Here is a 20,683-nt window from a genome sequence, read left to right on the forward strand (position 1 = left end):
TTTGTTATATGATTGTACTTTTAAAAGAAAAAGAAAAAACACTGAATAAGCTTGACTTTAGATGGTATTTTTCTTTGTTTTATCTCATTATTATAGATATCATACACGGTTTTTATCTTTTTAGCTCTTGGATTGCATTTTTTATTTTTTATCATTTTTTTGTGTATTGGTTTAAAAGTAAGCTGAAGTTAGGGCCTTATTTGCTCGTTATATTTACTTTTTGTGCGTATATTTTTATTTATTTTTTTGATGTGTTTTTGGCATATTTAGATAATAGTCAAATTTTAAATTTTGGCTTAGAGTATTTGTGGTTTTTTACTATTGAAGCATTGATATCATTTGTTATTTTTAGAGGAAAAATTTAAATGCGTATGCGCTTGGTGATGGGCTTTATAGCTTGTTTTTTTATATTATTACTCGCTAGAGTGTATTATATTAGTATAAAATCTAATGTATACTATGAAGAAATAGCCAAGCAAAATGCTATAAAAACTCAGTTTTTAGCACCTGTAAGGGGACAAATTTTAGATGTTAAAGGCCGACCTTTAGCGGTTAATAAGCTAGGGTTTTCCATATCGGTTAAGCCTTATTTGTATATTAAAAAGAAAAATAGACCACTTTTAGATCAAGAATTACAAGCGATTGTAAATGCTTTTCCTGATTTGAATATTACTAGATTAAAAAGAGCTTACGCAAAAGCTGATTCTTACTATAATCAAGATTATATTGAAGTGGTGCCATTTATAGAATATGATGCAATGATTAAGCATTTTACTAAGTTAAATTTACGTGAAAATATGCAGGTAAAATCTACCACACAAAGATTTTATCCTTATAATGCCTTAGCTAGCCATGTTATAGGTTATGTAGGTAAGGCTAATTTAAATGATATGAATGAAAATGAAATTGCAAGATTAACAAGCTATGTGGGTCGTAGTGGTATTGAGCGTTCTTATAATGAAATTTTACAAGGACAAAAAGGCGAAAAGGTTAGTAAGGTAAATGCACTCAATAAAGAAATAGAAGAACTTTCTTATAAAAAACCTACTTCAAGCAATATTACCTTAAGTATTGATCTTGATTTACAAGAATACCTTACCTCGCTTTTTAAAAATTTAGCAGGGGCTGCTATTGTCATGGATGTTAAAACTGGGGCTATTTTAGCAGCAGGTAGTTTTCCTGAATACAATCTCAATCCATTTGTAACAGGTATTACTCAAGAAGAATGGGATAAGTTGTCAAATGATTTAAACCACCCTTTTACAAATAAGCTTATCAATGGACTTTATCCTCCAGGTTCAGTTATTAAAATGGGTACAGCTTTAGCTTTTTTAGATAGTGGTAAAGTACATGAAAATCATAAATATTTATGTGATTCAAATTTTGAACTTGGAGATAGAAAATTTAGATGCTGGAAAACCATAGGCCATGGTTATGTAGATATGAATGATGCCATTAAGGAAAGTTGTGATGTGTATTTTTACAAAGGTTCTTTGGAAGTAGGTATTGATACAATTAGTTCGGTTTTTGAAAGAATAGGTTTTGGAGCAAAAACAGGAGTGGACTTGCCAAATGAATTTATAGGCACAGTGCCTAGTCGAATTTGGAAAAAAGAAAAATACAACCAACCATGGTATCAAGGTGAAACTTTAAACACAAGCATAGGGCAGGGGAATTTCCTTGCAACACCTATGCAAGTAGCTAAATTTACGGCTATGATAGCTACCTCTAAAAATATCACACCGCATTTTTTACACAGTGTGGATGATAATATAACTAAGATTAGTTTTGAAAACAATGAAAGTGTATTTACGACTTTTGAATTATCAAAACTCCCGCTTTTAAGACGTGCTATGTATGAAGTAGCTAATGTTGATGGGGGAACTACGGCAAGATTTTTAAAGCATTCTCCTATAACCATAGCAGCTAAAACAGGAACAGCGCAAGTGGTAGGAATTTCACAAAGTGAAAAAAAACGTATTAAAGAAGAAGATTTGGAGTATTTTTTAAGATCTCATGCATGGATTACTTCGTATGCACCTTATGAAAAACCACAGTATGTTGTCGTGGTATTGATTGAGCATGGTAAAAGTGGAAGTAGTGCAGGTGGACCTATGCTTGCTAAAATTTATGAAAAGCTGATAGATTTAGGCTATATTGATAAAAAATATATTAAGAAAAACTAAATGATTAGCATTCCATCGCCATAAGAATAAAAGCGATACTGATTTTTTATAGCTTCATGGTAAAGCTCTAAAGTTTTTTCTCTTCCTATAAAAGAAGCCACTAGCATGATGAGGGTTGATTTAGGTAGATGAAAATTAGTCAGCAGGTAATCTAATCTTTGCGGGGTATTTTGTGGATGTAAAAATAAATCACAATAACCTTCTTGAATTTTGTTTTGATAATAATACTCTATACAACGAGTTACAGTAGTACCTACGCCTAGTATTTTTTTAGAGGAGTCAATCAAGGCGCGTGTCGCATCGCTGATGTAAAAAAATTCAGAATGCATTTTATGCTCTCTGATGTCTTCACACTCTACACTTTTAAAAGTCCCTGCACCAACATGTAGGGTTATGGTATGAATACTATGATTTTTTTTAAGCTCATTGATCATTGCTTCATCAAAATGTAAGCTAGCGGTGGGTGCAGCGACTGCTCCTTGATTTTTTGCAAAAATACTTTGATAGTTAATATTATCTTGTGCTTCATCTGCTCTTTTGATATATGGAGGCAAAGGTACATGGCCAATTTCTTCTAGTATTTTAAAAACTTCATGATGTGTAAGTGTTTTTTGCTCATTATAAAATTCTACTTCCCTGGTGCCATCTTGATGAAGTTTTTTAATCTTAACTTGTAATTTATTTTCAAAGTATAAAATTTGACCTTCTTTTACCTTACCGCGAATTTGAACCAAAAAATCATTATTTTTTAAAGGGTGGTTGATGAAAAGTTCTATTTTGCTACCACTTTCTTTGTTTCCATAAATTCTTGCTTTGATGACTTTGGTGTCATTGAAAATGATCTCACAAGGTGGTAAAATTTGAGCGAGATTTTTAAAATGCAAATGTGTTATTTGATTTTTACATCTTTTATATACTAAAAGCTTGGCATTTTCCTTAGGTAAAATAGGAAAGTTTGCTATGAGTTCGCTAGGTAAGTTATAGTCATAGCTAGAGAGCAAAAGATCTTTATCATTCATCTGTGTCATCTTCTTTTTTGCTTGGGTTAACTTTTTTAGCTATGTAAATAGAAATTCCATAAAGCCCACACAAAGGCACTGCCATTAAAAATTGTGAAATCACATCAGGAGGTGTCATCATTGCAGAAAAAACAAAGATCACTAAAACTGAAACCCTAAAATGCTTTTTTAAAAAAGCATCATCAACTAGTCCAAGTTTAGCAAAGAAAAAGGTTATAACCGGCATTTCAAAAGCTAAACCAAAAGCTATTACTAATTTAGTAAAAAAGCCTACATATAAACCTATACTAATTAAAGGCTTAAAATCTTGAGTTTGCACCCCAAAATCAATCAAAAATTTAAAAGCCAAAGGTATAACTATATAATAACAAAACAAAGCTCCAAGTGCAAACATAATGCTCGCAAAGCTTACAAAAGGCACTACTAGTTTTTTTTCATTGTCGTAAAGTCCTGGTGCTACAAATTTCCAAAATTGCCAAAAAATAACCGGTAAAGAAATTAAAAAAGCAGTAAAAAATGAAACTTTCATCGCTGTAAATAAAGGCTCTTGTAATTCAACGAAAGTCATTTGTCTAGAAATTTCAGGTAAAGCTGCTTCAACAGGTGCTTTAAGTATATCGATAATATAGTTATTAAAACTAAAACATACAAAAAACATTACAATAACACAAGCTACGCTTATAAATAATCTTTTTCTAAGTTCTACTAAATGTGGTTTTAATTCTTCAAACATGCTTAGCTTTCCATTTTTTGAGTATTTTTTTCATCTTTTTGAGTTTTTTCTTCGAGATTAGAAAGTTCTTGTATATCTTTTTCTAAATCATTAATTTCGTTTTTTAACTCTTTGGTATTATTTAAAATACCTTCTTTGAGTTGATCAAATTCTTCAAAACTTAGTTTTTTTCTAATATTTTCATTAGTTTGTGAAAATTCATCTTTGTATTTTTGTGCCTCATCTTTTAACTCTGCTATTTTTAGTTCTTTATTAATGCTTGCTTTTGCTTCATCGATATTACTCTTGATAGCTTTTAAAATTTTTGCAATTTCAACTATGGTTGAAGGTAATTTTTCAGGTCCAAGCACTAAAATAGCTACAACTAAAATAACTAAAATTTCACCAAAACTCATTATTTTATCTTCTTTCGCTTGAATATATGGTTTGCATTTTACATAAAAATACTTAAAAATATTATTACTTTTATAATATTAATATATCAAGATATATTGACATGTTAATATATCTTAATTACAATCATAAAAATAAAACTTCGAAAGGAAAAATATGTGGGATAAAATTTTAATTATTTTGCAAGATTTCTTAGTTCTTTTTGGTGAAATTTCTATTTTATTTATTTTTGTGAGTATGCTTGTTGCTTTTGCGAATGAAAGATATTCTAAATTTTTTGAAGATCATTTGAAAAGTGATGGATTTGGTAGTTATATTAAAGCTATATTTTTAGGATCTTTGACGCCTTTTTGTTCATGTTCGAGTATCCCACTTTTAAATGCTTTTTTAAGAGCAGGTGTTCCGCTTGGTGTATGTATGGCATATTTAATCACATCGCCTTTAATCAATCCTATCATTATTGTGATGTTTATAGTGAGTTTTGGGGTTAAGATTACCTTGTCTTATGTGGGTTTTTTGTTTGGGATTATTTTACTTCTTGCTTTGGGAATATCAAAAATCAACACAAAAGTATTTTTTAATGATGATTTTTTAAGCAATGATATTAAAGAAGGACAAGTAAATTCTTGCTGCTCTAGTTCTAAAATAGCTCAGCCTACCACACAAAGTGCTTGTTGTTTGATCAATAATCCACCTTTTAAGTTTGTGAAATCTGAAACTAAATTCAAAAAATACTTCACTCAAAGCTTTAAAGAATACAAAAAAATTTTTCCTTATATTTTTGTGGGTATGGCTATAGGAGCCATTATAAATGGTGTTTTTCCGCAAAATTTCTTTGAAACATATCTTGCAGATTATGGAGTTTTAGGTGTATTTATAGCAGCTTTTATAGGAGTTTTGCTTTATATGAACTGCACAGCTATGATTCCTGTGGCACTAGCTTTAACCGCTAGTGGAATTCCACTTGGTATAATGATGAGTTTTTTAATAGCAGGGGCTGGGTGTTCTTTACCTGAACTTATTTTACTTAAAAGAATTTTTAAAACAAACTTTTTAGTTTTATTTGCAAGTATGATTGTTGTCATTGCTATTAGTTTTGGATTTTTAATGTTTTTTATATAAGGAATTTTATGCAAGAATTTTTAAAAATAACAAGTGCGATTAATGATGAAAGTAGAATTTTAATTTTAGCTTTTTTACAAAAACACGGAAAGCTTTGCGTGTGTGATCTACAAAGTTCGTTAAATATGAGTCAATCAAGACTTTCAAGACATCTAAAAATTTTAAAAGAAGCTAACTTCTTAGAAGTAGATAGACAAGGCGTTTGGGCATATTATGGGGTTAGGGAGAATTTGGATATTTTTTGTAAAGATATATTGAAAAATATCAACAGTCTTTCTTTGAAGCTTCCTGAATTAAAAAGATTTTCTTGTGAATGTGCTAATGCTAGGTAATTTACCTAGCAAGCTATTTTTTGTGTGAGAATTGATGAGGGTGTTTGCCTTCGATGTGAATAATTTTTCCATCTTGTATATCATAAGCTTTGCCAAATCCCTTCACAAAGCGTCCATTGTGAAAATCAAGTTTAATCAAATGAAAATCAAGCATAGATCTAATCATCTTTACTGCTTTATCATTTTTTGTTTGTTTTTCAAACTCATCGTATTTTTTGTCAAATTCTGCACCTCTTTCAAGAATAGATGCACTTGCTTTATAGCGTAGTCTTTTTCTTAGGGTGATTGAACTTGCTTTGCATTCATCTTCTAAAAACATTACTTCAATGTTGTTTGGATTTGTTTTGATATTATGAAAATGCTCACTGATTTGACTAATGTAAATATAATTTTCAGATTGAAATCTAAAAAATGGAGCATAAGAGCAAGTGGTTTCGCCATTTTCAGTGAGTGTTGCTAAAATGATGGAATTATATTGTGCGATAAATTCATCAATCTCTTGATGAATGTTTTCTAAATCATCGCTTTTTGCATTCACACAAAGCTCGATGATGATATCTTTAATGGTGTTTACATCAGCTTTTATTGGAAAATTAATGCGTAGTGTTTGATCATCATTATAGATTATATCTAGCCCTTCAAAGTCTACACTCTGAAGTATAGCTTTTTCGATTTTCTTGGAGTTAGAAAATTTTTTGCATAAATCTATAAGGTTGGATTGATGATGTGAGTTCATATGATCTATGATAGTATTAAAATTCATTGAATAATATCCTTTTTATAAAATTTTGAAAAACAATATCAATTATCAAATTAATTTTATCTTAAATCGCTTATTATTTTATCTTTTTTTAAATTAAATGAGAGTATATTTCTCTTTTTTTAATAATGATATGAATTATCATTATTATATAGTAATCACTAAGGAGTGTGTATAATGAATTCTACAAGTAGGATTATTTCATTTTCTTTTTATACCGTATTGTTTTTAAATCATGCGTGGGCTAATGCACTAAATGCAAAAGATGGAAAAGTATATTTAGATGAACTTGTGGTTTCTGCGAGTGGATTTGAGCAAGATGCGGATAAGAATTTGAGAAATGTCATTGTTATAAATGATTCATCTTTAAAGAAAAAAGGTTTTAGTTCTATAGAGCAAGTGCTAGAAAGCATACCTGAAATCAATTTTGTTAATTTTGGACTAGGTCGTAATGTTGATATAAGAGGACAAGGAAGTAAATCTAATATTGCTGTTAAGGTAATGCTAGATGGTCGCCAAATTAATATGCTAGATAATTCTCATGGCGTTACCCCTTTAAATGGGATCAATATAAACAATATTGAACGTATAGAAATCATACCAGGTGGAGGGTCAATTTTATATGGAAATGGCACAAGAGGTGGTGTGATCAACATCATAAGCAAAAAGCAAAAACAAGATCATTTTTCTATTTTTAGTCAAACACAATCTTACCAAAATGTCATTGATGGAGGTAATTTTGGCTTTAATTTTAATAGGGTTTTTCATGATGATGTGGTTTTGTCTTTGAGTGCGCAAAAATTTGACAAAAATGGCTTTCAAGAAGGTTACAATGAAAAAGGCTTTCATCTTAATACAGGCATAATGAGTGATCTTAATGAAAATAGCAATATTGCATTAAATTATAATCATTTTAAAAGTACAAATAATAATAGCGGTTATTTAACTAAAGCACAAATTGAAAGTAACCCTAGACAAAAAGGTAGTTCGGAGAATATCACACAAACTAATAGATCTGAATTGAGCTTAGATTATAATTATTACCTTGGTGATGCTTGGGAATTTCGCTTAGGGGGTTTTTGGCAAGATCAAAAAATCGTTTATGATAAAGATGTGATTGTAGTGAAAGGCATTAAAGCTTACCAAGATGGAAGTGGCTTTAATGACATGACTTTGGGGTTTAATTTTAAAGCAAAATACAATTACGATGAGAATTCTTACTTAGTAAGCGGGTATGATTTTTTAAACCACGATGCTAAGCGAACAAGCTTATTAAAATATAGCGTTTTTCCTATCATACCTTATCATAATATGCAAACTATTATGGATATGAACAAACAAAGCCATTCGGTTTTTGTTTTAAACTCTCATCAATTTAGTGATATTTTTGTTTTATCTAGTGGTATTCGATACGAATGGAACCAATACACTACGCATAGAAGTTATAAAAATCAAATGCAAGTTAGCATTCCAAATCGTCCACCTATAGACGAGTTAAGTCTTTTTGACACAAAAAAACACAGTGATAATATTGCTTTTGAGCTTACTCCTACTTTTGTATATTCTGATACGGGTTTGGCGTATTTTAAATACGAAAGGGGTTTTATATCTCCAAGCCCAGCACAATTTGTGAATAAAGATAACGAAAGCAAGAAATATTATTCTACGGATTTAAATTCTGAAATTTTTCATACCTTTGAATTGGGCATTAATGATGTATTGTGGGATTTTCATGCTTTTAGAGCAAGTGTTTTTTATACCCAAAGTAAAGATGAGATCGCTTATCTTGGCAACCCGCATGCTACATCAGGATCATGGTGGAAATACTACAATATAGATGAGACCAGACGACTTGGTGTTGAAATGAATTTAAGTCAAAAACTACTTGGAGAAACTTTGATCTTAAAACAAGGTGTAGCTTACATCGATGCAAGCATATCTAAAGGGGTTAACAATGGCTTAAGAATTCCTTATGTTTCTAAGGTTAATTTATACGCGGGATTAGATTATTATTGGAGTGCAAATTTCAATACTTTTGTTGACTTAAATTATCATTCTAGAGCTAAAGATGGCGGTATGATAGATGAGAAAACGGGAAAAATGTATCAAAATGAATGGATTAAAGACTACACTTTAGTAGATATTGGAGCAAGCTATAATTATAAAAATTTGCAAATTGCTGCAGGGATAAGAAATGTATTTGATAAAAAATACTACACCTATCAAGATAGTATAAATGATCAGTACCTACCAGGAAATGGAAGAAGTTATTATACGGAGTTTAAGTATGTGTTCTAAAAACACTTTAATTTACTCCATGTTTGTTTTGGCTTATTTTGTGGTTATTGTAATGGCGTTATGCTTAGGTGAAGAAAATATCAATCCTTTGCGGTTGTATGAGTATGTTTTTATACAGAATGACACTTTAAATCAAATGATCATAGATACTCGTTTAAGTAGGGCGGTTATGGCTATTTTGATTGGAATGTTATTATCAAGTAGTGGAGCTATTACTCAAAATGTATTTTCAAACCCCATAGCAGATCCTTATATCATAGGTATTGCTTCAGCAGCTACTTTTGGGGCTATTGTTGCTTATTTATTGGGCTTTGAAGATTATTATTATGGAATTTTTGCCTTTATTTGTTCGAGTATTTTTTCTTTTTTTGTTTTTAAAATCGCTTCTAAAACTTCCATTAGTACATTGTTGATTATTGGTATTGCTACATCATCTTTTTTAGGGGCTTTTACTTCATTCTTTACTTATGTTATTGGAGAAGACTCTTTTAAGGTTGTAGCTTGGTTGATGGGAAATATTGGCTTAAGTTCTTGGTATCATGTGCAAATTCTTATCTTGCCTTTGCTTTTGAGTTTATTGTATTTTTATATCAATAAAAATGCCTTAAATATTTTGCTAAGTGGAGATGAAGAGGCTAAAAATTTAGGAGTTGATGCATATAGTTTAAGGATAAAACTTTTGATCGTTTCTTCATTAGCTGTATCTTTTGCTGTGGCTTTTACGGGGATTATAGCTTTTGTTGGTTTGATTATACCGCATGTTGTGAGATTGATTTTTAAAACCTATGATAATGCTATTGTGATCCCATACTCTGTTGTTTTTGGCGGTATTTTTTTGCTCATTAGTGATATTATAGCAAGGACTTTACTTTCTCCTGTTCAAATACCCATAGGTATTATTACTGCTTTGTTTGGTTCGCCTATATTTTTATATTTAGCTTTGAAGTCAAAAAAAGGATTTTGAAAAATGATTAAAATTCATAATTTGTATTTTTCATATGGCCATAAAACAATACTTGAAAATATCAATATCAGTCTAAAACATCAAACATTCTTAGGTATTTTAGGTCCAAATGGATCTGGAAAAAGTACTTTATTAAAGTTACTATTGAAAGATTTAGTGCCAAATCAAGGTGAAATTGTTTTATTAGGCGAAAATGTGAATCATATTAACACAAAAGACATATCACGTCTAATAGGGCTAGTACCACAAAAATCTAAACTCCAAGCTCCTTTAAAGGTTGTAGATGTTTTGCTAATGGGAAAATATAACGCACTAAAGTATTCTTTTTCAAGTTATACTCATGAAGATATAAAAGAAGTGAAAAATTACGCAAAAACACTACAATGTGAGCATTTGTTGTATAGAAATATCTTATCTTTAAGTGGGGGAGAATTCCAAAAAATCCTCCTTATAAGGGCTTTATTAAAAAATCCAAAAATACTTTTCCTAGATGAGCCTACTTCAGCTTTAGATTTAAAATACTCTATAGAAATTTTAAAATTTTGTGAGCAACTTATCCATGAAAAAAATATCTCTATTGTGGCTATTTTGCATGATTTAAATTTGGCTTCGATTTTTTGCGATCAATTGGTATTTTTAAAAGATGGAAAAGTTCGGTATTTTGACAGTGCACATAAGCTTTTTACTCCTGAAATTTTATATGAAATTTATGGATTAAAATGCGAAGTGATTTATAAAAATGCAAGACCATATGTTTTAGCTTTGAAGGGATAAAATGAAAAAAATATTATTGTTTATAAGTATTGTGATTAGCTTTGTGTATTCTAAAGAGCGTTTAGTGGTGTTAGATCCTGCTAGTGTTGAGACTATATTTATGCTTGGTGGGGCAGATGAGATTGTTGGTATTGCTAAGTTGCAATATTCTAGTATTTATCCAGAAGAAAAGACTAAAAATATCCCAAGTGTAGGGACTTTTTCTAACCCTTCAGTGGAAAAAATTGTTTCCTTACGGCCAAGTTTAGTTATTTTGAGTGAATATTCTTTTAGTCTAAAACCCATGTTAGATCAGTTTAAAATCAAAAGCATTGTATTACAATCAAAAAATTTAGAAGATATCAAAGAAAATATTCTCATCTTAGCAAAGCTTATTCATAAAGAGGAGCAAGGTCAAAAACTTTTGGAATATTTTCAAAATGAACTTAAACAACTTCAAGAGCAAGCTAAAAATAAAAATGTTATATATTTGTATTCAGCTCAACCTTTGATGGCTTTTAATGATAATTCTTTGATCGCAGATATTTTAAGATTATTAGGTTTTTTTAATGTTAGTCCCAAAAGCAAGGTTTCAAGACCCATTCTTTCTCAAGAGTATATCTTAAAGCAAAATCCTGACATGATCATACTTGGAATGGGTGCAAACAAACAAAGCTTATTGGATTATTCTTTATTAAAATCCACCAAGGCTTGGAAGCAAAATTGTATCATTATAAATGATCATACCCATGAATTGTTAAGATTAAGTCCAAAAATACTTGATAGAATTAAAAAATTTAAAACAATACTTTCTAAGTGCTAATATATAAGACTAATTCATCGCTTAAGAGGTAGTTAGTATTATAAAAAATACCTTTTTTATAAACTAGCTTCCCTTTTTTGCTAAGAAACATCGCTTTTTCTCTTTCTAAAGGTTCAAGTTTTGTTTCTTCTATGCCTATAAGACTTCTAAGTCCTAAGAAAATATGCTCTAAGCGTAAATCTTGTAAATTTAAATTTTCAATCTCTCTAAAACAAGGATCATTGATATAATCTTTTAAATTTTTCTTGGTGTAAAATCTTTGATTTTTTAAAAATCCTACCGCGCTTAAACCACAGCCTATATAGTCTTTTCCCTGCCAGTAAGCAAGGTTGTGCTTGCAAATTTGTCCAAAATTGCTGATTTCGTATTGTTTATAGCCAAGGCTTTCAATCGCCTTGATAAAATACTTCGCAAGGCGTGGTGCATTTTTTTTATAGTGAAATTTTTTAGCAAATCTAGTTTTTTCTTCTATAGTTAAATTATAAGCACTTACATGGTTAATATCTAGCAAGGCTAATTTTGAAATTTCATAATCAAGCATTTTAGTATCATCTAATTTTGTATCATAGATTAAGTCTAGGTTGATAGTGTCAAATCCTGCTTTTTTGGCATTTTCTATACTCTTAAAGATGGCTTTTTGATCATGAATACGCCCAAGAAATTGTAATTTTTTTTCATGAAAGCTTTGCGCGCCAAAAGAAATGCGATTAAAACCTAAATTTTTTATAGTGCTTAGCCATGAAAAATTACTAGAATTAGGATTAGTTTCAATGGTGATTTCACATTCTTGCTTTAAATAAGCTTGCAAAAATATAAAAATTTTTTCATAAAAATGTATATCCATTAAACTAGGAGTGCCACCACCTATAAAAACAGTCTTTATAGAGTTTTTGGCAACTTTAAAAAAATCTAGTTGGTATTTTATATCTTGCATTAAAGCGTTTAAGTAATCTTTTTCAAAGTCCTTTTTTTTAAGCGAGGTAAAAGAACAATAAAAACATTTGCTCTCGCAAAATGGTACATGGATATATAAATGCATAAAACTTCTCTAAAATATAATATAAATTCGTATTTTTTTGTTAGAATTATATTATCTAAAAGTCAAGGATAAGAAAATCATGGAAAAAGAAAAAAAATACAGGCCAAATGTAGCTGCTATAGTGTTATCATCAGCTTATCCTTTTGAGTGTAAAATTTTACTTGCTAAACGCAATGATATGGAAGATATATGGCAGTTCCCTCAAGGTGGCATTGATGAGGGGGAAGATGTTAAAAGCGCATTGTTTAGAGAATTAAAAGAAGAAATAGGCACAGATGAGATTGAAATTTTAGCCGAACATCCTGAGTGGATTAGTTATGATTTTCCGGCTAAAGTCGCACAGAAGATGTATCCTTATGATGGACAAAGCCAAAAATATTTCTTAGTGAAGTTAAAAAACAAAGCCATAATCAATCTTGACACTAAAAATCCAGAATTTGATGCTTATAAGCTTGTTGATTTAGATCAAGTTTATGACATGATAAATCATTTTAAAAAACCTATATACATCAAAGTATTGAAACATTTTAAAGAAAGGGGGTATATTTAATGCTGATCGTACAAAAATATGGAGGAACAAGCGTAGGAACGCTAGAACGCATTGATGAGGTCGCTAAAAGAGTAGCTAAAAGCAAAAAAACTTGCGATAAGCTAGTTGTGGTAGTTTCAGCGATGAGTGGGGTTACTAATGAGCTTATTGATTTTGCGCACCATTTTAGTAAAAACCCTTCAGGCCGTGAGATGGATATGCTTTTAAGTAGTGGTGAGCGTGTAACTTCATCTTTGCTTGCTATTGCTTTAAATGAAATGGGTTTAAAAGCGGTTGCATTTTCAGGTCGCAACGCAGGGATCATCACAGATGATGTATATACTAAAGCAAGAATTGAGCATATTGAAACTTCAAATCTTACAAAAGCTCTAGATGAGGGTTATATCGTAGTGGTTGCGGGTTTTCAAGGTGTTGATAAAATGGGTAATGTTACTACTTTGGGTCGTGGCGGAAGCGACTTGAGTGCGGTAGCTTTAGCGGGAGCTTTAAAAGCAGATTTATGCGAGATATACACAGATGTAGATGGGGTTTATACGACAGATCCTAGGATAGAACCTAAGGCTAAAAAACTAGATAGAATTTCTTATGAAGAGATGTTAGAACTTGCAAGTTTAGGAGCTAAAGTTTTACAAAATCGCTCAGTAGAATTAGCTAAAAAATTAAATGTTAAACTAGTAACTAGAAGCAGTTTTAATGAAAATGAAGGGACGATTATTACTAAGGAGGAAAATATGGAACAAGCTTTGGTTAGCGGTATAGCATTAGATAAAAACCAAGCAAGAGTAACATTAAGGAATATCGATGATAAACCAGGAATTGCAGCTGCGATTTTTAGTACTTTGGCAGATGAAAACATTAATGTGGATATGATCATTCAAAATGTAGGAGTAGATGGAGCTACTAATCTAGGCTTTACTGTGCCAGAAAATGAATTAGATTTAGCGACCAATGCTATGAGAAAAGTTTTAGGAGCTAATGCCATTATAGAAACAGATAGTGCGGTAGTAAAAGTGTCTGTTGTAGGTGTAGGTATGAAGTCACATTCTGGTGTTGCTTCGGCTGCTTTTCAGGCTTTAGCTAATGAAAACATCAATATACAAATGATCTCTACAAGCGAAATCAAAATTTCAATGATCGTACATGAAAAATACGGCGAATTAGCTGTAAGAGTACTACATGAAGTTTATAAACTAGATATATAAATGAGTAATAGTTTTTTAAAATTTACCCTAGAACAAATCCGAGAAAATGGCACTTATGCAAGTTGGTTAGAAGAAAGGCGTCTTGAGTGGTCGCCTTTGATTGCTTCTAAACTAGTTTTGCTTTTACAAGGTTATACTTTTATTGTGATTACTGATGAGCAAAGAATGTGGTTTGAAGAGTATTTTTTAAGCCAAATTAATGCTAGCAACACAAGACCTTTAGTGCCTTTTGTGTCTTTAAAAGGAATTTATAATAAAGCTTGCAATACCCAAGAAGATATAGATTTACTAAATGATCTTTTAAGTGTTTCTTTTCCTAATGGTTATGCGTTTTTTTATATAGGGACTAATACAGGTTTTAAATTTAAAATCGCTAATTCTAAAGCAGAAAGTATGCTTTGGCTTTTTGATGAGCAGTTGCAAAACAGCTTTTATCTTTCCTCGCGTGATAAAGAGTTAGATTATAAACTCATTTCTTTGTATAAAGTGTTTGAACAAAGCTTAGAAGCGGTACTTTTTTCTAAGGTAGAAATTTGAACCTAAGAAATAAAATCATTATTTATAATGATTTTGAGTTGATGCAAGAAAAACTCATAGAAGAATATGGACAAAAAAACCTTAGATTTTTCATACCTAAAAATCCCGACTTAGAACTAAGACTAAATGACCTAACTTATGATAAAAATGCTCAAGCAACTGCAAGAGCTATTATGAAAGAAAGCTATATGGCTGAAGCACATGCTAAAATCATTGTCATACTAGCAAAATCTTTTCGTGAAGAAGCGCAAAATTTTTTACTAAAACTTTTTGAAGAGCCACCAAAAAATGTGTATTTTATCATTGTAGCGCCATCTAAGAATGTATTTTTACCTACCATACTTTCAAGGTTTATGATAGAAAAGCATAAAATTCAAAGGGAAAAAATAAGCCTAAATTTAGATCTTAAAAAAATGGATCTTGCAAATGTTTTAGCATTTTTAAAAAAATACGAAAATATAGATAAACAAGAGTGTTTAGAGCTTATTAGTGCTTTAAGTTATGAGTGTTTTAAGCAAGATATCAAGCTAAATGATGAAGAGATCGACTTTTTTTATAAAGCTTATGAATTAGCTAAGTTAAATGCCAAGCCATCAGTTTTGCTTAGCACGATAGTTTTATTTTTACATGAGAGAAAACAATGAAAATCATCAAAATCAATCCCAACACCCACTTTGATAAAATTTGTCACTATATCAAACCGCATAAGGCGGGAGAAAAGATTATGAGTGAGAAAACTCAAATTCATTTTTTTCTTATCAAAGACTTAAGAGCACCTGCTGCAAATATACTCAAGCAAGATGCATTAAGAGTGGGAGCTGAGCTTGTGACACATAAAGAGGTTATTTTGGGTAAGGAGCAAACTAGTGCCTTGCTTATGGTAACGCAAGATCAAGCTAAAAAACTCATAGAGAAAGAAAAATTGCAAGATTTTAAACTCAAAAATTTAGCATTATTTTTAAAGTCTAAATTTATTAAACCCACTCAACCAAAAATCATGGGTGCGATCAATGTCAATGAAGATAGTTTTAATGCGCAAAGCAGGGTTAAAGAAAATGAAGTTTTAGAAAAAATCGAACTCATGATCTCTCAAGGGGCTGATTATATAGATATAGGTGCGGTTTCTTCAAGACCTGGTAGTGTGTATTGTGGGAAGGAAGAAGAATTTAAGCGTTTAAAAAACACCTTAGATTTAATCTATAAAGAAAAAATTTATGAAAAATGTATTTTTAGTTTAGATAGCTTTGATGAGTATTGTTTAGAATATGCTTTAAACAAAGGCTTTAAGCTTATTAATGATATTACTGGTTTTAAAAATGAAAATTTGGCCCAACTAGCTTTAAGTTACAAAGCCACCTATACACTCATGCATATACAAAATACTCCGCAAAATATGCAAGATGACCCTTGTTATGAAGATGTATTAGCCGAGCTTGATAGTTTTTTTGCGCAAAAGTTACAAAGACTTAGTGGGCTTGGCTTAAAAGATGTGATTTTAGATATTGGTATTGGTTTTGGTAAAAGTCCTTGGCATAATATGATGTTAATTAAACACTTAGAGCATTTTTTGCGCTTTGAAAAGGAGCTTTTAATCGGAGCTAGTAGAAAAAGCGTGATTAATGCGTATTTTCAATCAAATGTAGAACAAAGACTTGCAGGTACGCTATATTTGCATTTAGAGGCTTTTAAAAATGGTGCAAGTATTATAAGGGTGCATGATGTATACGAGCATAAACAAATGTTTGAGCTTGCAAAAGCGATGAATGAACTTTCTTTGGAGCAATGATGACTTATCAAGAGTATTTAGAAAAAGTAAAACTAGCAAAAGAATGGATGAGGGCTTACTATGAAGATGATGAGCCTTTAGCAAGCGATGAGGAGTATGATAAACTCATTAGAGAGTTGAAAGAATTTGAAGTAAAATACCCTGAAAAAATTGCTAAAGATTCTCCTACGCAAAATATCGCCCCGACAATACAAAGTGAATTCCACAAGCTTGCGCATAGTGCAAAAATGTGGTCTATGGAAGATGTTTTTGATGAAGCTGAGCTTAGAGCTTGGGCAAAAAGAGCCAAATGTGAGTTTGATTTTTTCATAGAACCTAAATTTGATGGAGCAAGTTTAAATCTTACTTATGAAAATGGCATTTTAATTAGCGGTGCTACAAGAGGCGATGGAGAAGTAGGCGAAGATATTACTTTAAATGTAAAAGAGATATCAAATATACCTCAAAGCATACCTTATAAAGATAAGATAGAAATTCGTGGCGAAGTGGTGATTTTAAAAGAAGATTTTGAAAAAATCAATGAAAAAAGAGCTAAAGAGGGCTTAAGTTTATTTGCAAATCCACGCAATGGGGCAAGTGGCTCGCTAAGACAGCTTGACACAAGTATTACAAAAGAAAGAAATTTAAAATTTTACCCTTGGGGAGTAGGGGAGAATTCTTTGGAGTTTAAGAAGCACTCTGAAGTGATGGAGTTTATAAGAAGTCTTGGTTTTTTAAAAGATGACTTTGTTTTTTGTGTGAAAACTTTAGATGAGGTTTTGGAAAGATATCATGAGCTTTTAGAAAAAAGAGATCAAAAGCCTATGATGATGGATGGTATGGTTGTAAGGGTAGATGACTTAGCCCATTGTGAATTTTTAGGCTATACTGTGAAATTTCCAAAATTTATGGCAGCATTTAAATTTCCTGCTTTGGAAAAAACTACCACCTTGCTTGGAGTGAATTTACAAGTAGGAAGAAGCGGAGTGATCACTCCTGTGGCAGTGCTAGATCCTGTAAATTTAGATGGAGTGGTGGTGAAGTCTGCGACCTTGCATAATTTTGATGAGATAGCAAGACTGGGAGTGATGATAGGCGATAGTGTAAGTGTGATAAGAAGTGGCGATGTGATACCAAAAATCACCAAAGTTTTCACCCAAAGGCGTGATGGTTTAGAAAGCAAAATCTCCAAACCAACTCTTTGTCCTGAGTGTTCTAGTGAGCTTTTAGATGAAGGTGCTTTTTTAAAATGCCAAAACTTAGACTGCAAGGCAAGACTTGTAAATTCCATTATACATTTTGTATCCAAAAAGTGTTTAAATATAGACGGCCTTGGAGAAAACATCGTCGAGCTTTTATTTAAAGAAGGAAAAATCACCAACATAGAGAGTATATTTTTCTTAAAATACAGTGATTTTGAAGGTTTAGAAGGCTTTAAAGAGAAAAAAATCAACAATCTTCTAAGTGCTATTGAAAATGCAAAAAAATGCCCTTTATCAAGATTTATCACTGCATTGGGTATAGAGCATATTGGCGAAGTAGCGGCTAAAAAGCTGGCACAATCTTTTGGCTTTGAATGGTTTATGCAAAGTTATGAAGCTTATGCGAATTTAGAAGGCTTTGGCGAACAAATGGCTAAAAGCTTAGAAGAATTTACTCATGTCAACGCAAACCGTATTGAGCATTTTTATGAAATTTTACACTTAGAAGATGAGAAAAAAGAGCTTGTTTTAAATGAAAATATTTCTAATAAAACCTTTGTGATCACGGGTACTTTAAGCAAATCACGCGATCATTTTAAAGAGTTGATCGAAAGTTTTGGTGCAAAAGTAAGCTCAAGTGTGTCTAAAAAAACTGACTTTGTATTATATGGAAGTGAAGCAGGCTCAAAGCTTGAAAAAGCACAAAGTTTAGGGGTTAAGTGTATCAATGAAGCCGAGTTTAATGCCCTTTTAGGTGGTGCTGATGAGGTTTGATGTTTTTGTAAGTACAAAACTAAACATTTCTCGTAATAAAGCTTGCGAGCTTATAGAAAACAAGCAAATTTTACTCAATGGCGAGTTTAAAAAGACTTCTTTTAAACTCACATCTTTAAATCCTTTAGAAGATGAGAGTTTAAAACTCACACTTTTAGAAGAGCTTTTTGTAAGTAGAGCCGCTTTTAAACTCAAGTATTTTTTACACGAGCATGCATTTACTATAAAAGATAAAATTTGTTTAGATATAGGCTCATCAACCGGAGGCTTTGTGCAAATTTTACACCAAAACAAGGCTAAACATATCACTGCTTTAGATGTGGGTTCTAACCAACTTCATGAGAGTTTAAGAAATTTAGAAAATCTTCAAATTTGTGAAAATACCGATTTACGTGAGTTTAAAAGCGAAATTTTATATGATGTTATCACTTGTGATGTGAGTTTTATATCTTTAACGCATTTGATTTTTCATATAGATAAATTTGCTAAAGATCTTATCATCTTACTTTTTAAACCTCAATTTGAAGTAGGTAAAAACACTAAGCGCGATAAAAATGGAGTGGTAAAAGATACAAAAGCCATTAAAAATGCCAAAGAAAACTTTGAAAAAGCCTGTGCAAAACTTGGTTGGATCTTACAAGTAAGTCAAGAGTCACAGTTAAAAGGAAAAGAAGGCAATGTTGAGTTTTTCTACGCCTATAGAAAAAACTAAAATCACAAATTTGGCCATAGGGCGTTTTGATGGTATGCATTTGGGGCATTTTGAGCTTTTTAAACATTTAGATGAAAATGGAGCCTTGTTTGTCATCACTAAAGAAGAAAACAAAGCCCTAACACCTAGAAATTTTAGAGCAACTTTAGTTGATTTTCCTTTGATTTTTTGTGATTTTTACAAAATCAAAGACTATAAAGGTGAGGATTTTTTAAAGCTTTTAAGGCAGGAATTTCCCAAACTAGAAAAAATCATCGTAGGGTATGATTTTAAATTTGGTAAAGAAAGAAAATGTAGTGCTAAAGATATACAAAGTCTTTGCGGGGTAAATACCATCATCGTAGATGAGTTTAAAATTCAAAACAAAAGTGTTCATGCAAGCATGGTTAAAACTTTACTCAAAGAAGCTAAAGTCCAAGAAGCTAAAAATTTTCTAGGTAGGTTTTATACCATAAAAGCAAACATCATCAAAGGCCAAGGTATAGGCGCTAAAGAGCTTGTTGCGACTTTAAATTTACATGCAAAAGACTTCATTTTGCCTAAAGATGGTGTGTATGCAACTTTAGTGAAAATTGAAAATAAAAGTTATTATAGTGTAAGCTTTATAGGTATAAGATCTACTGATAAAAATTTTGCTTTAGAAACACATATTTTAGATGAAAAATTTACAAACACAAATGCAAAGTCAGTAGAGTTAAGTTTTATTGGCTATATAAGAGCCAATGAAAAATTTAATAACTTAGCCTTACTAAAAGCACAAATTAGCAAAGATATCAAAAAAGCAAAAGAAATTTTAGGAAGATCCCATGAAAGATGAAATTTTTAAAAAACCTTTAGAAAAACAATTCGAATTCGATAAAAGCGTAGCAAGTGTATTTGATGATATGGTTTCAAGATCTGTGCCTTTTTATACACAAAATTTAAAACTCATAGTAGAACTCATCGATCATTTTACACCGCAAAATGCGAAAATCTGTGATCTTGGTTGCTCTACAGCTACTTTACTACTAGCATTATATGAAAAAAGAAAAGATTTGCTTTTAAGCGGGGTTGATGATGCAAAAGCTATGCTAGAGATCGCCAAAAGCAAATGCCAAGCTTTTGGGGCTAAGGTGGAGTTTTATCAAAAAAATTTAGACGATTTTGAATTTTTTACAAATGATGTCTTCATCGCTACTTATACCATGCAATTTATCCGTCCTCCAAAAAGACAAGAAGTCATTAATAAAATTTATAAAAATTTAAATAAGGGTGGAATTTTTATCATGAGTGAAAAAATTCTTTATGAGGATGCAAAAATATCTAAAAAAATGATAGAAATTTATGAAAACTACAAGCAAGATCAAGGTTATAGTAAATTAGAAATTGCAACTAAAAGAGAAGCTTTAGAAAATATTCTCATACCTTATACTCAAAATGAAAATATAACCATGTTAAAAAAAGCGGGTTTTTCTAAAGTAGAAAGCGTATTTCAATGGATAAATTTTCAGAGTTTTATTGCTTTTAAGAATTATTAATG

Annotated in this window: 22 protein-coding genes; 17 read left to right on the forward strand and 5 right to left on the reverse strand. The window is 31.1% G+C overall.

All coding sequences use genetic code 11. From position 1 onward, the window contains the following. The first annotated feature begins 8 nt into the window (after positions 1–8). Positions 9–365 (forward strand): hypothetical protein, encoded by a 357-nt coding sequence (locus CSUB8523_RS03950; protein WP_235362571.1) that lies wholly within the window; start codon positions 9–11, stop codon positions 363–365. After that, the gene (gene mrdA / locus CSUB8523_RS03955; protein WP_043019691.1) at positions 366–2,186 is read left to right on the forward strand and encodes a penicillin-binding protein 2; all 1,821 of its coding nucleotides are present in this window, start codon (positions 366–368) and stop codon (positions 2,184–2,186) included. On the opposite strand, the gene queA is transcribed toward mrdA, so the two are convergent. The 3 genes from queA to tatB are packed head-to-tail and all read right to left on the reverse strand — an operon-like array spanning position 2,183 to position 4,333. Next, entirely contained in the window at positions 2,183–3,205 is a 1,023-nt protein-coding gene (queA, locus tag CSUB8523_RS03960) for a tRNA preQ1(34) S-adenosylmethionine ribosyltransferase-isomerase QueA (RefSeq protein ID WP_039663431.1), read from the reverse strand. The genes mrdA and queA overlap by 4 nt on opposite strands. Further along, positions 3,198–3,938, reverse strand: a complete 741-nt coding sequence (gene tatC, locus CSUB8523_RS03965; protein ID WP_039663434.1) for a twin-arginine translocase subunit TatC — start codon at positions 3,936–3,938, stop codon at positions 3,198–3,200. The genes queA and tatC overlap by 8 nt, the downstream gene beginning before the upstream one ends. Positions 3,939–3,940: 2 nt before the next feature. Beyond that, on the reverse strand, positions 3,941–4,333 hold the full coding sequence (gene tatB, locus CSUB8523_RS03970; protein ID WP_039663436.1) for a Sec-independent protein translocase protein TatB: 393 nt from the start codon (positions 4,331–4,333) through the stop codon (positions 3,941–3,943). Positions 4,334–4,487: 154 nt separating this feature from the next. Between tatB and CSUB8523_RS03975 the strand changes: the two genes are divergently transcribed. Together CSUB8523_RS03975 and CSUB8523_RS03980 are read left to right on the forward strand one after the other, a co-directional pair. Further along, a complete protein-coding gene (locus tag CSUB8523_RS03975) occupies positions 4,488–5,453 on the forward strand; it encodes an arsenic resistance permease (protein ID WP_043019692.1) in 966 nt (321 codons plus the stop codon). A gap of 8 nt (positions 5,454–5,461) precedes the next feature. Next, on the forward strand, positions 5,462–5,785 hold the full coding sequence (locus CSUB8523_RS03980; RefSeq protein WP_039663442.1) for an ArsR/SmtB family transcription factor: 324 nt from the start codon (positions 5,462–5,464) through the stop codon (positions 5,783–5,785). Positions 5,786–5,798: 13 nt separating this feature from the next. On the opposite strand, the gene CSUB8523_RS03985 is transcribed toward CSUB8523_RS03980, so the two are convergent. Beyond that, positions 5,799–6,548 carry a HugZ family heme oxygenase gene (locus tag CSUB8523_RS03985; RefSeq protein WP_043019693.1) on the reverse strand — a complete coding sequence of 250 codons (750 nt, stop codon included), beginning with the start codon at positions 6,546–6,548 and terminating at the stop codon, positions 5,799–5,801. 174 nt (positions 6,549–6,722) lie between these two features. Here CSUB8523_RS03985 and CSUB8523_RS03990 point away from each other — a divergent pair, with 174 nt between their 5' ends. Genes CSUB8523_RS03990 through CSUB8523_RS04005 form a run of 4 tightly spaced genes read left to right on the forward strand, consistent with a single transcriptional unit; the run spans position 6,723 to position 11,383 of the window. Then, positions 6,723–8,843, forward strand: coding sequence for a TonB-dependent receptor (locus CSUB8523_RS03990; protein ID WP_039663447.1), 2,121 nt, complete (start codon positions 6,723–6,725; stop codon positions 8,841–8,843). After that, positions 8,803–9,807, forward strand: coding sequence for a FecCD family ABC transporter permease (locus CSUB8523_RS03995; protein ID WP_148308416.1), 1,005 nt, complete (start codon positions 8,803–8,805; stop codon positions 9,805–9,807). The genes CSUB8523_RS03990 and CSUB8523_RS03995 overlap by 41 nt, the downstream gene beginning before the upstream one ends. A 3-nt stretch (positions 9,808–9,810) precedes the next feature. Then, positions 9,811–10,581, forward strand: a complete 771-nt coding sequence (locus tag CSUB8523_RS04000) for an ABC transporter ATP-binding protein (protein WP_039663449.1) — start codon at positions 9,811–9,813, stop codon at positions 10,579–10,581. Position 10,582: 1 nt separating this feature from the next. After that, positions 10,583–11,383, forward strand: a complete 801-nt coding sequence (locus CSUB8523_RS04005; protein ID WP_043019694.1) for an ABC transporter substrate-binding protein — start codon at positions 10,583–10,585, stop codon at positions 11,381–11,383. Here CSUB8523_RS04005 and hemW read toward each other — a convergent pair. Beyond that, positions 11,373–12,422, reverse strand: coding sequence for a radical SAM family heme chaperone HemW (hemW, locus tag CSUB8523_RS04010; protein ID WP_043019695.1), 1,050 nt, complete (start codon positions 12,420–12,422; stop codon positions 11,373–11,375). The genes CSUB8523_RS04005 and hemW overlap by 11 nt on opposite strands. 79 nt (positions 12,423–12,501) lie before the next feature. Here hemW and CSUB8523_RS04015 point away from each other — a divergent pair, with 79 nt between their 5' ends. Genes CSUB8523_RS04015 through cmoA form a run of 9 tightly spaced genes read left to right on the forward strand, consistent with a single transcriptional unit; the run spans position 12,502 to position 20,681 of the window. After that, positions 12,502–12,972: an RNA pyrophosphohydrolase gene (locus CSUB8523_RS04015; RefSeq protein ID WP_043019696.1), complete on the forward strand. Its 471-nt coding sequence runs from the start codon at positions 12,502–12,504 to the stop codon at positions 12,970–12,972. Next, positions 12,972–14,174, forward strand: a complete 1,203-nt coding sequence (locus CSUB8523_RS04020; RefSeq protein WP_043019697.1) for an aspartate kinase — start codon at positions 12,972–12,974, stop codon at positions 14,172–14,174. Before CSUB8523_RS04015 ends, CSUB8523_RS04020 begins: the two co-directional genes overlap by 1 nt. After that, positions 14,175–14,711 (forward strand): HobA family DNA replication regulator, encoded by a 537-nt coding sequence (locus CSUB8523_RS04025; RefSeq protein WP_043019698.1) that lies wholly within the window; start codon positions 14,175–14,177, stop codon positions 14,709–14,711. Positions 14,712–14,752: 41 nt separating this feature from the next. After that, the gene (locus CSUB8523_RS04030) at positions 14,753–15,355 is read left to right on the forward strand and encodes a DNA polymerase III subunit delta' (protein ID WP_052243710.1); all 603 of its coding nucleotides are present in this window, start codon (positions 14,753–14,755) and stop codon (positions 15,353–15,355) included. Then, positions 15,352–16,497, forward strand: coding sequence for a dihydropteroate synthase (gene folP / locus CSUB8523_RS04035; RefSeq protein ID WP_043019700.1), 1,146 nt, complete (start codon positions 15,352–15,354; stop codon positions 16,495–16,497). The genes CSUB8523_RS04030 and folP overlap by 4 nt, the downstream gene beginning before the upstream one ends. Then, on the forward strand, positions 16,497–18,452 hold the full coding sequence (gene ligA, locus CSUB8523_RS04040; RefSeq protein WP_043019701.1) for an NAD-dependent DNA ligase LigA: 1,956 nt from the start codon (positions 16,497–16,499) through the stop codon (positions 18,450–18,452). The genes folP and ligA overlap by 1 nt, the downstream gene beginning before the upstream one ends. Further along, positions 18,442–19,164 (forward strand): 23S rRNA (cytidine-2'-O)-methyltransferase TlyA, encoded by a 723-nt coding sequence (gene tlyA, locus CSUB8523_RS04045; protein WP_043019702.1) that lies wholly within the window; start codon positions 18,442–18,444, stop codon positions 19,162–19,164. Before ligA ends, tlyA begins: the two co-directional genes overlap by 11 nt. Further along, positions 19,130–19,981 (forward strand): bifunctional riboflavin kinase/FAD synthetase, encoded by an 852-nt coding sequence (locus tag CSUB8523_RS04050; protein WP_043019703.1) that lies wholly within the window; start codon positions 19,130–19,132, stop codon positions 19,979–19,981. Before tlyA ends, CSUB8523_RS04050 begins: the two co-directional genes overlap by 35 nt. Then, positions 19,971–20,681, forward strand: a complete 711-nt coding sequence (cmoA, locus tag CSUB8523_RS04055) for a carboxy-S-adenosyl-L-methionine synthase CmoA (RefSeq protein WP_043019704.1) — start codon at positions 19,971–19,973, stop codon at positions 20,679–20,681. The genes CSUB8523_RS04050 and cmoA overlap by 11 nt, the downstream gene beginning before the upstream one ends. Positions 20,682–20,683 lie beyond the last annotated feature (2 nt).

This window comes from Campylobacter subantarcticus LMG 24377 (assembly GCF_000816305.1).
GTDB classification, from domain to species: Bacteria; Campylobacterota; Campylobacteria; order Campylobacterales; family Campylobacteraceae; genus Campylobacter_D; species Campylobacter_D subantarcticus.